Origin of the sequence: Duganella fentianensis (genome assembly GCF_964031615.1) — a bacterium.
GTDB lineage: Bacteria > Pseudomonadota > Gammaproteobacteria > Burkholderiales > Burkholderiaceae_D > Rugamonas > Rugamonas fentianensis_A.
Genome location: NZ_CAXIQN010000022.1, coordinates 188,329 through 200,799 on the forward strand (window position 1 = coordinate 188,329; position 12,471 = coordinate 200,799).

Genomic DNA, 12,471 nt, shown 5'->3' on the forward strand with positions numbered 1-12,471 from the left:
CCTTGCACTGGTTTTACTGGAACGCCGCTGCGCTCACGCACAGCGGCGTTTTTTTCATCTAGCCCGCTAGCTGGACTGTGATGACGACTGCGTTGTATAGCGCATGCACCAGCATGGGGGCCAGCAAGGTATGGCTGCGCTGGTAAGCCCACGCTGTGCACAGGCCTAGTACAAAGACAGGCAGCATGGACAAGGGCGGGTGCACGGCGGCAAAGACGGCTGCGCTGACCAGTGCCGATAGCAGCGGCGTCAGCGTGCGGCGCAGACCGCCGAAGATCAGGCCACGGAAGATGAATTCTTCGCACAGTGGCGCAGCGACGACCGCTAAGCCTAGCAGCCAGTATTTCAGGGTGGCGCTGCCATCGATTTTCAACCCGAGCATGGGCGCGTATGCCGTGTGACGTATCACGTAGATGCTGAGCAGGCCGGCCGCAATGGCCAGCAGGGTGGCGGGTAGCACGGCCTTGAACGTCGCTGCCCAGCGGATGCCGCGCAGGATGGTGGGCACGCCTTGTGTGCGGGCGCGCCAGTAATACAGCCGCATCACAGCAAACACCAGTAGGCCGGCGCTGACAAAAGCCAGCGTGGTGACACGCATATCGATGTCAGCGGGATCTTGGGCGAGGATGAAGGTAGCGATGCCCTGCAGGATGAAGAAGGCAGTGGCGCCGATCAAGCCATCGGCCAGTGCCACCCGTGCTGGCGGAGCAGCGGCAGGATCGAGCAGATAGGGCATGGCATCGCGCGCTTTCTGCCACAGTGCCAGCGCCATGGAAGTGATCAGGACGGCGACGATCAGCTTCTGCCACCAGAAGCTGGCCGTGATCGACCAGACATAGAAGCTGGACAGCAGCATGTACAGATAGACGAAGCTTGGCCGCACGCGGTTACGGTTGTCGACTGCGTGCGGGTTGCAGGCAAATACGCCCAGTGCCACCGCCAGTATCGAATAGATGGGAATGCCGGCCAGTACGGTGAGCATGAGTGCCAGCATGCTCCATGCGAATTCGCTGGTGTAGTAGGCACTGATAGCGCATACGGCCAGCGGATACAGCAGGCCCAGTACGGCCCACAGGCGGGCTTTCTGCTTGAGGATGTGGTTGAGCGACTGCGGTACGGTGTATAGCAACCACAGTACCTGACCTTCGTTATTCAGGGTCTGGAAGGCCGACAGCATCAACACGTATGCGCCGATGCTGAACGCGATGGCGGCCGTGGCGGTGTGGTGCTGCCCCAGCTCGGCCAGACTTTCGAGCTGGCCGTTGAAGATCAGCTGGCTGAATACGATCACGAGCGGCAGCACCAGCGTCTGCACGAGGAAGTTGCGGTCGCGGCTCAGCAGGCGCAGTTCGCGCCGCTGTATCGGCGATAGCAGGTACTCTAGCCAGTGGGCGGCAGAGCTGCCGGTCGCTGCGACGGTCTGGGTGTCTGGCCGCTGTGACGCTGCCGCAGGCTCCGCTGCATGGCTAGCGCTAGCGCTCGCGCTAGCGTGGGCAATCCGCCGGCTACTTTCACGCGCACCGGAGCGCACCACGCCGTGGCGCAACTGATAGGCCAGCAGGATCACACCGCCCCACAGTAGCGCGATACTCTGCAATGCGAACAGACACAGGCTGGCGATCAGCGCGCCGCTGCTGCCGGCCTGCGTGGCCTGCAGCAGCAGACCCGGTGGGGTCCATAGCAGCCACGCAGGGCTGGCGCGCACCCAGTCGATGATGAAGTTGCTGGGATGCGGCATGCTGGTGGCGATCACCAGATACATCAGCGGTAGACCCAGCAGCGAAATCAGTGCCTGCAGATTGCGTAGCTGCGAAGCGGGCAAGGCCATGCGCAATCCCGTGTCGGCCAGCGTCTGCACGATGGCGGCCAGCGGCAGCAAGGCCAGCGTGGCTAGCAAGGCTAGTGGCACGCTGTACCAGCCATGACCGCCATACCATGCGATCATGCCGTAGGCAGCAGCGAGCATGAAGATACCCAGTAAGTTGCCTACGCTGCGTTCAACGATGCGCCCCCACAGTAGGCTGGAACGGCTGGCAGGCAAGGTCACCAGCCATTCCAGATCCCAGTCCGGTTGGGCCAGTTCCTTGCTGCCCAGCGAGAGCAGTATGCTGACCAGGAACAGGGCGCCCAGTTCCAGGGCGAGTGCGCGCTGCAGCGCTGGGGCAAAGCTGGTAGCCCGTTCCAGTTCGCTGGCAGCGATGTGGTTGTGCTCCGCGCCACCCGTGCTGGCAGTGCTGTGATGGCAGTCGCTGCTACTGACCGTGTGGCACTGCAGATTGAGCACGATGTTGCTGGAGACGCTAAGTAGCGAAATCGCCATGGTCACGGCCACCAGCACGGCGAGTATCCAGCTAGTGGTGTTCTTGCCGCCATTGCCATCGCGTGCGCCTTTGTGGCCGAAGCCGCGCAGTAGCGCGTTGTGTAGCAGATTGCGCTGACGCAGGCAGCGCATTCTGGTCAGCAGCCAGATCGTGTGCAACGCGGGCAGGCGCGGCATCATGCGGCGTGGGCGCTGTCAGCGTCGGTGATCTTGAGGAAGACTTCTTCCAGCGAGCCGCTGGCGGAGGCCTGTGCGCGCACTTCGTCCAGCGTGCCGGTGGCGACTAACTGGCCATGGTGGATGATGCCGACGCGGTCGCACAGCTTCTCTGCCATGTCGAGCAGATGGGTGGAGACAAAAATGGTGACGCCCCGTGCCGCAGCGGCCAGCAGGCGTTCCTGCACATCGCGCGAGGCGCGCGGATCGAGTCCGTTGATGGGTTCATCGAGGATCAGTACGGCCGGATCGTGGATCAGCGCGCAGGCCAGTCCCAGCCGCTTCTTCATGCCCAGCGAGTAGTTGACGGCGTAGTCTTCGGCCGCTTCCTGCAGACCGAATTCCTCCAGCAGACGGGCGCTGCGGGTGCGTGCTTCGGCGCGGCTGTAGCCATGCATCTCGGCGACGAACTGCAGAATTTCGCGCCCGCGCAGGTAGTCGTAGAACACCGGCGTATCGGGCAGATAGCCGACCCGCCGTTTGACTTCGGTGGCATCGGCGTGGCAGTCGAGGTGATCGATCAGTACCCGTCCGCTGCTGGGTACCAGTATGCCCATCATCATGCGGATGGTGGTGGTCTTGCCGGCGCCGTTGGGGCCGAGGAAGCCGAAGACTTCGCCGCGCCGTACTTCCAGCGCGATGGGATGAACGGCGTGAAAATCGCCGTAACTTTTGGCCAGTGCTTCGAAAGTAATCATGCAGTCTCGCGCGCCGTGTCGTCTAGCGTATCCGGCAATGTTAAAAAGATGCTACCAATCATAACATTGCCGCGTGACGGCGGCGAGTGGCCGGTTTTGCCTTTACGGCTGGGCGTACAGGCTCATGCCGAAGCGCTCGGTGCGCGGCAGCCAGTTACCCTGAATGTCAGCCGAAGCCAGCACCCGCTCGGCGCGGCCGATCAGCAACGCGCGCGGCACCATGCCGATGTAGCGCGAGTCGGCGCTGTTGTCGCGGTTATCGCCCAGCATCAGGTACTGCCCGGCTGGCACTACCAGTGCCGCCATATCGCGCTGGGCCTGTACCTGCGGCAGAATCTGGATGGTGTGCGGGCGGCTGCGGCCCACCGTTTCGGCTACCTGCAGTGCGTTGAGCTGACCCAGACCTTTGATGGTTTCGGCCGCCTGTACGGCATCGGCATAGTCGGCCGGCTGGCCATTGATGATCAGACGTTCGTTGCGCATTTCCACGCGGTCGCCCGGCAGCGCCATCACGCGCTTGATCAAACGGGTGCCATCTTTGGGCGAAGAGAAGGTGACGATATCGCCGCGCTGCGGTTCGCCCGTGTGTCCCAGCACGATGTCGGTCAGCGGCAGTTTGACGTTGTAGGCCAGACGGTTGACGAACACTACATCGCCTTCCAGCAGATTGGGGTGCATGGAAGCGGAGGGGATCGGATTCCAGTCCGCCACGGCGGTACGGAAGATCCCGAACAGCAGCAGAAACATGACAAAGCCTTTGTTGGCGCGCATCCAGTTTTTCATGACGACTCCCGATTAGTGAAGTTGTCATTGTGTTAGCGCTGTCTTAAACATGGCTTAGTGTGGCGTGGTGGCCACGCGGCAAAGAGGTATAGCCTAGTTGCTGCTGTTTTGCGGCTCGGGGCCGTACAGCGGCAAGGTGAGAGTGAAGCGGGTGCCGGCATCGGGCGCCGTATCGAGCGTAATGTCGCCACCGAGCGCACCGTGTATGAGGTTGTAGACGATGTACAGCCCCAGTCCCGAGCCGCCCTGACCGAAGCGCGTGGTGAAGAAGGGATCGAAGGCCCGTTGCGCTGTCTCGGCCGACATACCGGCACCGTCGTCGGCAAACTCCAGCAGCACATGGCTGTCCGGCTGTTGCGGATCGGGGCGGGCGCGGACGCTGATGCGCAGGTGCTCGCGGCCCAGCAGGCCGTAGATGGCGGCGTTCTGCAGCAGATTGGCCAGGGTCTGTTCCAGCGGGCCGGGGAAGCTATCGAGTTCGATGCTGTCGGCCACGTCGATGTCGATGTCGATGGGCTGGCGTTTGTGGTTGAGCGCTACCATGGAAATCGCATCGTGCACCACGGTGGCCAGACGGAAGCGGCGCCGCAGCATGCTGGTCTGGTCGACGGCCACCTGTTTGAAGCTGGCGATCAGGTGCGAGGCGCGGTCGGCATTGCGCTGTATCAGTTCGGCAGCCTCGCGGCTGTTGGCAAGGAATGCATTGAGCTGGGTCTTGCGCAGCGTGCCGCCTTCGCTGGCGCGGGTCATTTCACGTACGTGATCGAGCATAGTGCTGGCCGTGGTCAGGGTATTGCCGATAGGCGTATTCAGCTCGTGCGCCACACCGGCCACCAGCCCGCCCAGTGCGGCCAGCTTTTCCGACTGCAGCAGATGTTCCTGCGTCTGTTTCAGATGGTTGAGCGCCTGCTGCAGTTCGCGGTTGCTGGCATCAGCGTCGGCTTTAGCCTGTGCCAGCGCCAGACTGGCCAGCTTGCGTTCCGTGATATCGGCCACGCTGCCTATCATGCGCAGTGGCTGGCCGCTGGCATCGCGCTCCGTCACATCGCCGCGGTCATGCACCCAGATGATGCTGCCATCGCATTTGCGCATGCGGTGCTCATGGCAGTAGGACGCGCCGCTGGCCAGACTATGTTCGATCGCGGCCTGCACGCCTGCTCTTTCGTCCGGATGCAGGTGTTCGATGAAGACGCTGACCTGATGCTGACCTTCCTGTGCCGGATAGCCAAACATTTCGGCCCAGCGGGCATTGTTGTACATGCTGCCCTGACGGATGTCCCAGTCCCAGATGCCGTCGCCGGTGGTATCGAGCACGGCGCGCAGACGCTGCTCGCTGACGCGCAGTTCCTGCTGGGCGGCCTGCAGCTGTGCGGTACGCCGTTCGACTTCCGCTTCCAGCGTGGCCAGCATTTGCTGTTGTTGCTGCTGCAGCGCGGCGTCGGCGGCCGTGCGCGCGGCCAGTTCGCGTGCCAGCGAATCGCGCAGACGGTTTAGCGTGATGGATAGCAGGGCCACGCCGATCAGTGTGAACGGCAGCGCAGCGAAGTAGCGCGCCAGTGCTACCTGCACGCCGGCGCCGAGTAGCAGGGCCAGCGTGATGGGCTGCACACACAGCACCGCGCACAGCAGTGGATGGTTGGCCTGCCGTTCGGTGCGTGCAGCCTGCGCTACCAGCCAGGCGCAGTACAGAAATACGCTGACCGAACTCAGATCGCCGGCCAGCGGGAATGGCCGTATCGTCAGCAGCACCACCAGCATCAGCACCGGCCAAAGCAGCAGGAATTCATAGCGGCCACGCAAGCGCTGCCGTCCCGTGTAGGCGCGCAGGCCCACTACGAGCGCGGCCAGACAGGCAAAGCCGCTGAAGAACAGGAACAGCGAGACGGGTTGCGGTGCGCGGATGAAGGTGCCTTGCGGCAGGAAGGGCGTGATCAGATAGTGCGCGCTGAGGTTGATCCCGGCTGAACAGGCCATCGCCATGGCCACCCAGCGCAAGCCCCAGCGTGGCTGCAGATGATGGTGGCGCCACAGTAGTACAGCCAGTAGCGCCTGCACGAAGCCGGCGCAGGTTGCAAAGGCTTCAGCGTAGTGGAGGTCGAAGTCCATGCTGAGCGCGCCGGTCTCGGGTGGGCTAGTGTGCGCTGTGCTGCACCATGGCGCTGCCGACGCCGTGGCGCTTGCCTTCGCTCACGGCTGTCACGGTGCCGTCCGGATTGAACACGAGGGCATTGGCGGCGCCGATTTCTTCCGGCTGGCCCCAGCGCTGGCCCAGTTTTTCCAGTGCCTGCGCCTGCGCCGTGCCGGCGAAACCGGGCTCTACATCGGTGGCCATGCCGTTACGTTCGGAGATGCGCGGGGCATTCAGTGCCTCCGGCATGCTCATGCCCAGATCGAGGTAGTTGACCATGGTTTGCAGCACCGTGGTGATGATGGTGGCGCCACCGGGGCTGCCGATGGTGAAGGCCGGTTTGCCATTGCGGAAGGCAATGGTGGGCGACATGCTGGAACGGGGCCGTTTGCCCGCTTCCGGCACATTCGGTGCAGGACCGGAAAAATCGAAGTCCGTCATTTCGTTATTCAGCAGGAAGCCGTAGCCGGGCACCACGATGCCGCTGCCGCCCCACGATTCGATGGTATAGGTGTAGGAAACGATATTGCCTTCCTTGTCCGATACCGTCAGGTGGGTGGTATGGGCGCCTTCCGCCAGCAGCTTGTTGCTACGTGGCCGCTGGGGCACGCTGACATCGTTCTGGAACGGATACGGATCACCGGCATCGGCATGGTGGCTGGCCTGCTGCGGATTGATCAGTTCACGCCGGCGCGCCGCATATTCCTTGCTGAGCAGGCCAGCCACCGGGGCATCGACGAATTCCGGATCGGCCAGATAGGCGTTGCGGTCGGCAAAGGCCAGCCGGCTCGCTTCCAGATACAGGTGTTCGGCCTGGGCCCGTGGCAAAGCTTTCAGATCATAGCCTTCTAGAATGTTGAGCGCTTCGGCGATGGCGATGCCGCCGCTGCTGGGCAGTGCCATGCCGTAAATATCGTAGCCGCGGTAGGTGCTGTGGATGGGCTGGCGGATGCGCGCTTCGTAATTGGCCAGATCGGCCATGCTCATTTTGCCGGCGCGTACCTGCACGCCGGGCGCTACCGGTGGCTGGTTGACGGCGGCCACGACCGCGCGCCCCAGCTTGCCTTCATAGAAAGTGCGGATGCCGCCGCTGGCCAGTTCACGGTAGGCTTTCGCCAGATCGGGGTTGCGCAGCAGCGTGCCGGCCGGCAGCGCTTTGCCATCTTTCATGTACAGCGCGGCAGTGGCAGGGAACAGCTTGAACTTGTTGAGGTTCTCGTCGATCAGGTGGCTGAAGTTGGCATTCACGGTAAAGCCTTTGCTGGCCACACCGATGGCCGGTGCCAGCACCTGTGCAAACGACATGCTGCCATAGCGCTGCAACGCTTCGTGCCAGCCCCGTACCGTGCCTGGTACACCGACCGCCATGCCGCTGGCGATGGCGGTATCGTAATCGAGCTCCTTGCCATCCTGCTGGAATGCGGTCGGCGTGAAGCTGGCCGGTGCCGTTTCGCGGTGGTCGATGGTGATCACACGCTTGTCCTTGGCCAGATAGATCACCATCAGGCCACCGCCACCGATGCCGCAGCTGAACGGATCGGTCACGCCCAGCGTGGCAGCGGCTGCCACGGCCGCATCGATGGCATTGCCACCCTTGTTGAGGATGGTAATGGCGGCTTGCGATGCCGGTTCGCTGATGGTGGCGACGGCGCCGCCGGTGCCCGTCGCGACCGGGGTCTTGGCCCAGGCTGCCGTGGGCGCACTAAAGCTGATGGTCAGCGTGGTGATGAAGGTGGTGGAAACAAGGAAGGACAGGGTGGGCTGGCGGAGCTGGGTCATGGGCGCTTACTCGGGTTAGGATGAAGGTGCGTTGCTCACCCTCAAGCTTACCCGATAATTTGGCGCGATTTCATCTTTTGCCGGGGCCGTCTGTGGCTCCAGTCCCGTGAGGGTAATGGTCCAGCCCTGCTCGGTGATGCTGGGGCGGGCGTTCGGCATGTTGTCAGAAAGCACAAACTGGCTGGTGCTGCCGTCCGTCCCCGTCAGGACGAAGCTGTAGCTGATATAGCCGGCCCACACGCACACCACACCTGTACGGCAGCGACTATCGTTGACGCGCTCCAGTTTCAGTTGTGGCGCGCTGCTGGTATCGCTGGCGTCGCTAGCGCGATTGGGGCTGGCGATGGCTGTCAGCGCCACGCTGGCGCCCTGCGTGAGCACTATGTCGCGAGTGACAGGCGTGGGGGTGGCGGCGGCCCGCCCCAGCGCGCCATTGCAGGCATACAGCAGGGCCATGCAGGCGATCAGCGTAGGCAGTATGACCAGTTGCCGCAGTAGGCCGGATTTCATGGGAGTACCTCGGGACTTCGTATCGAACGTGGTGTTGGCAGCGGGCCACGTGATCAGCTTAGCAAAAACACCATGGCCGCAGCGCACGCCAGACTGCAGCGTGGCTCGCCACGAAAAAAAACAGCCGCGCGGGGGAACCGGCGGCTGTTCGGTGGGCGGGGCTGGCTTACATGTATTCGGCCAGTGCACCTTTCATTTTCTTCAGCGCCGCCACTTCGATCTGGCGGATCCGTTCGGCGGAGACGCCGAACTCGTCAGCCAGTGCATGCAGCGTGGCGCCGCTGCCGTCGTCGTTGGCCAGCCAGCGGGCTTCGACGATGCGGCGCGAACGGGCATCGAGCTTGGCCAGTGCCTGCTCCAGCCCTTCCGAATGCAGACGGGTGACCTGTTCCGCTTCCAGCACGCGGGTCGGCTCGCTCGCTTCCGAGGACAGGTAGGCGATCGGTGCAAATTTGTCGTCTTCGTCATCGCTGGGCGATTCCAGCGCGATGTCGCGGCCGCTCAGGCGGGTTTCCATTTCGATCACTTCCTCGCGCTTGACGTCCAGCGTCTGCGCCAGTTGATCGATCTGCGCCGGGCTCATCGCATCCAGCCCCGTTTTGTGGCTGCGCAGATTGAAGAACAGCTTGCGCTGGGCTTTGGTGGTGGCCACTTTGACCAGACGCCAGTTCTTCAGGATGTATTCATGCATCTCGGCCTTTATCCAGTGCATGGCGTAGGACACCAGACGCACGCCCTGATCGGGGTCGAAGCGTTTCACGGCCTTCATCAGACCGATGTTGCCTTCCTGAATCAGGTCGGCGTGTGGCAGGCCGTAGCCCAGATAGCCACGGGCGATCGACACCACCAGACGCAGGTGCGACAGCACCAGTTCCTGTGCGGCGGCCAGATCGTTGTGTTCTTTCAGACGCTTGGCGAGCGAAGTTTCCTCGTCATGGCTGAGCATCGGCAGACGGTTGACGGCCGAAATATAGGCATCGATATTGCCCAGATTCCCAGTGAATCCCAGTCCCAAGGCGCGATTGGTGACCGGTACCAGAGCGTTCGGTGCGGACATCGTAGTCATATTCATTCCTTAGTAGTGAGTGCGTCTTAGCAATATTTTGGTCTTACTTATTTGCTGTAGAGAACTAATTTTGCTCTGCAGTCGAGATATATTAGCACTCTCTGTCGTTGAGTGCCAATCACTGCAAATTTATCGCATTGATAGCAAAAAAGCTATAGGCCTCAGCAGACAACAGCCACAGAATGCGCGCCGGATCTTAGGCCGGACTTAATACAGGGAAGGGTAGAGCTAGAGGCGGCGTAGCGTCCGTGCGCAGCCGCACGGACGCTAGCGGGAGGCTTTAATTCATGCGCGCCAGATGGCGCTGTACCGACAGCATCGCGCCCAGCAGGCCTAGGCCGGCCGACAGGGCCAGCAGACCGGCCATGGCCAGCGGTGGCAGCGGGGTCAGCTGGAATTCCGAAGCATATAGTCTGGCAAATTCGGCAATGGCCTGATTCAGCGGGTGCAGTGCCAGTGCCACCGCGCCTAGTGCCACGCCACCGGCGCACAGGCCCAGCAGGGCGCCCGTGTAGAAGAAGGGGCGGTGGATAAAGTTATCGGTAGCGCCGATCAGCTTGCAGACGAGGATTTCTTCGCGCTGCGTCAGTACCTGCAGGCGGATGGTATTGAAGATTACCGCCACCACCACGGTGCCCAGCGTGGCGGCCAGGATCAGCAACGCCATGCGCAGTACATTGATCAGCGCGGCCAGCCGCTTGACCCAGGCTGAATCCACCTGCACCGATTCGACGGCCGGCAGGCTGCGCAGCTGTTCGGCCAGCTGGTCGACATCGCCACCGGCCTGGGCATTGCGGAAGGCATCGATCTTGATCACATAGCTATCGGGCAGTGGGTTTTCGCCCAGCGTGGTCAGTACATCGGCCAGCCCGTTTTTATCGCGCAGCTGGTCGAGCGCTTTTTCGCGCGGGGTGAAGATGATTTTGGCCTGCTTGTCCTTGACCGCCTGACGCAGCGAGGAAGCCAGTGCCTGCGCCTGTTCGCGCGGGGTGTCCTGACGCAGGAATACGCTCACTTCAGGATCGACCGACAGCTGTTCCGACATGGGGCGCACGTTGTCGAGCAGAGTCACACCGGCAAACGGCAGCGCCAGTGCAATCGCCACCACGAGGATGTTGAACAGGAAACCGCCCGGCGAACGGCGCAGGTGCACCAGTGCGGCGCCCAGTGCATAGCGGTGTTGGCGTAACCAGTTGGTCATGCTGCGCCCTCCAGTTGGCCTTGGTTGAGGTGGATCACGCGGGCGGCCGCATCCAGCATCTGCTCGTCGTGGCTGGAGATAATGCAGGTCACGCCCACCGAGTTGAAGGCTTTTAGCGCATCGAGCACGCGGTTGGCGCTGGCGCGGTCCAGATTGGCCGTAGGTTCGTCGGCCAGAATCAGCTGGGGACGGTTGACGATGGCACGCGCGATCGACACGCGCTGCTGCTCGCCGCCCGATAGCGACAGGGGCTGGGCATCGGCCCGATCAGCCAGGCCGACTTTTTCCAGTGCGGCACGGGCGCGGGTTTCTGCTTCCTTGTGGGCGGCACCGGCCACCAGCAGGGGCAGCATCACATTGGCCAGTATGCTGCGGTCGGTCAGCAGCCTTTGCTGCTGGAAGATCAGGCCCAGATTGCGCCGCAGCGAGGGAATCGCCGCGGGCCGGATACGCGAAATATCGGTGCCGTTGATCAGTACCTGACCGGCGCTAGGGCGCTCGATGGCAGCGATCATTTTCAGCAGGGTGGATTTGCCGGCGCCGGAAGGGCCGGCCAGAAACACCAGCTCGCCCTTGGCCACCGTGAAGGAGACATCGTGCAGAGCGTAAGTATCAGTGGAGTATTGCTTGGAAACGTTGCGGAATTCGATCATAGAACGGTTATCCGGTCATTCACCCAGTAAAGCATCGACAAATTCGGCTGCCACGAAGGGCTGCAGATCCTCTATCTTCTCGCCTATGCCGATGAAGTAGACGGGCACAGGACGCACGCGGGCAATCGCTGCCAGCACGCCGCCTTTGGCCGTGCCGTCGAGCTTGGTAATTACCAGCCCCGTCAGATGCAGCGCATCGTCGAAGGCTTTCACTTGCGCCAGTGCATTCTGCCCGGTATTGCCGTCGATCACCAGCAGGGTTTCATGGGGCGCGCCATCCATGCCCTTGCCCAGCACGCGCTGGACTTTCTTCAGTTCTTCCATCAGGTGCAACTGGGTAGGCAGGCGGCCGGCCGTATCGACCATGACGACATCGTGACCACGGGCTTTGCCCGACTGCACAGCATCGAAGGCCACGGCGGCGGGGTCGCCGGACGCTTGCGAAATGACCGTGATGTTATTGCGCTGGCCCCACACCATCAGCTGTTCGCGCGCAGCGGCGCGGAAGGTGTCGCCTGCAGCCAGCAACACGGACTGGTTATGCGTCTGCATGTGCTTTGCCAGTTTGCCGATGGTGGTGGTTTTGCCGGCGCCATTGACGCCGGCAATCATCATGACCATGGGCTGATGGCGGCCCAGTTCGAATGGACGCTGCAGCGGCAGCAGCAGTTCTATCAGCAACTGTTTCAGCGCGGCTTTGACGGCCGCCGCATCGAGCAGTTTGTCCTGCTTGACCTTCTGTTTGAGTGCGCTGAGCAGATACTCGGTGGCTTCCACGCCGGCATCGGACATCAGCAGCGCCGCTTCCAGTTCGTCATACAGGTCGTCATCGATCTTGGCACCGACAAACAGGATGGACAGATTGGAGGAGGTTTTGGACAGGCCAGCTTTCAGGCGCGCCATCCACGACTGGCGCGGTGCCGGCTCTTCCACCTGCGGCGGGACGGCAGGGCTGGTATCAGTAATGGGGGCAACGGGCGCTGGAGCAAGCTCGGCAGCAGGAGTGATCGCCTCAGGCGGCGTGACGGGTTTTTTCTTGAAGAAACTAAACATGGGTAGGTGGTTACGGGCGCTTCAAGTGGAGGCTGGCATAGCCAGCCACTAGGAAACGCCTATT

General features: G+C 62.4%; 10 protein-coding genes. All 10 read right to left on the bottom strand.

Annotated features, from left to right (window positions below):
* Positions 1-58 precede the first annotated feature (58 nt).
* The 10 genes from ABNT42_RS17970 to ftsY all read right to left on the bottom strand — a co-directional run bounded on the left by ABNT42_RS17970 (position 59) and on the right by ftsY (position 12,407).
* The gene (locus ABNT42_RS17970) at positions 59-2,500 is read right to left on the bottom strand and encodes a type II CAAX endopeptidase family protein (RefSeq protein ID WP_348699246.1); all 2,442 of its coding nucleotides are present in this window, start codon (positions 2,498-2,500) and stop codon (positions 59-61) included.
* Positions 2,497-3,234: an ABC transporter ATP-binding protein gene (locus ABNT42_RS17975; RefSeq protein ID WP_348699248.1), complete on the bottom strand. Its 738-nt coding sequence runs from the start codon at positions 3,232-3,234 to the stop codon at positions 2,497-2,499. Before ABNT42_RS17975 ends, ABNT42_RS17970 begins: the two co-directional genes overlap by 4 nt.
* A 102-nt stretch (positions 3,235-3,336) precedes the next feature.
* Positions 3,337-4,017 carry a signal peptidase I gene (lepB, locus tag ABNT42_RS17980; protein WP_348699250.1) on the bottom strand — a complete coding sequence of 227 codons (681 nt, stop codon included), beginning with the start codon at positions 4,015-4,017 and terminating at the stop codon, positions 3,337-3,339.
* A gap of 93 nt (positions 4,018-4,110) precedes the next feature.
* Positions 4,111-6,123, bottom strand: a complete 2,013-nt coding sequence (locus tag ABNT42_RS17985) for an ATP-binding protein (RefSeq protein ID WP_348699251.1) — start codon at positions 6,121-6,123, stop codon at positions 4,111-4,113.
* Positions 6,124-6,148: 25 nt separating this feature from the next.
* Complete coding sequence (gene ggt, locus ABNT42_RS17990) at positions 6,149-7,924, bottom strand: gamma-glutamyltransferase (RefSeq protein WP_348699253.1); 1,776 nt, start codon at positions 7,922-7,924, stop codon at positions 6,149-6,151.
* A 15-nt stretch (positions 7,925-7,939) separates the two neighbouring features.
* Positions 7,940-8,434 (bottom strand): hypothetical protein, encoded by a 495-nt coding sequence (locus ABNT42_RS17995; protein WP_348699255.1) that lies wholly within the window; start codon positions 8,432-8,434, stop codon positions 7,940-7,942.
* A 166-nt stretch (positions 8,435-8,600) separates the two neighbouring features.
* Positions 8,601-9,500 (bottom strand): RNA polymerase sigma factor RpoH, encoded by a 900-nt coding sequence (gene rpoH / locus ABNT42_RS18000; protein ID WP_348699257.1) that lies wholly within the window; start codon positions 9,498-9,500, stop codon positions 8,601-8,603.
* 280 nt (positions 9,501-9,780) lie between these two features.
* Positions 9,781-10,701, bottom strand: coding sequence for a permease-like cell division protein FtsX (ftsX, locus tag ABNT42_RS18005; RefSeq protein WP_348699258.1), 921 nt, complete (start codon positions 10,699-10,701; stop codon positions 9,781-9,783).
* A complete protein-coding gene (gene ftsE / locus ABNT42_RS18010) occupies positions 10,698-11,354 on the bottom strand; it encodes a cell division ATP-binding protein FtsE (protein WP_348699260.1) in 657 nt (218 codons plus the stop codon). Before ftsE ends, ftsX begins: the two co-directional genes overlap by 4 nt.
* A 15-nt stretch (positions 11,355-11,369) precedes the next feature.
* Positions 11,370-12,407 (bottom strand): signal recognition particle-docking protein FtsY, encoded by a 1,038-nt coding sequence (gene ftsY, locus ABNT42_RS18015; RefSeq protein WP_348699262.1) that lies wholly within the window; start codon positions 12,405-12,407, stop codon positions 11,370-11,372.
* Between the last annotated feature and the right edge of the window lie 64 nt (positions 12,408-12,471).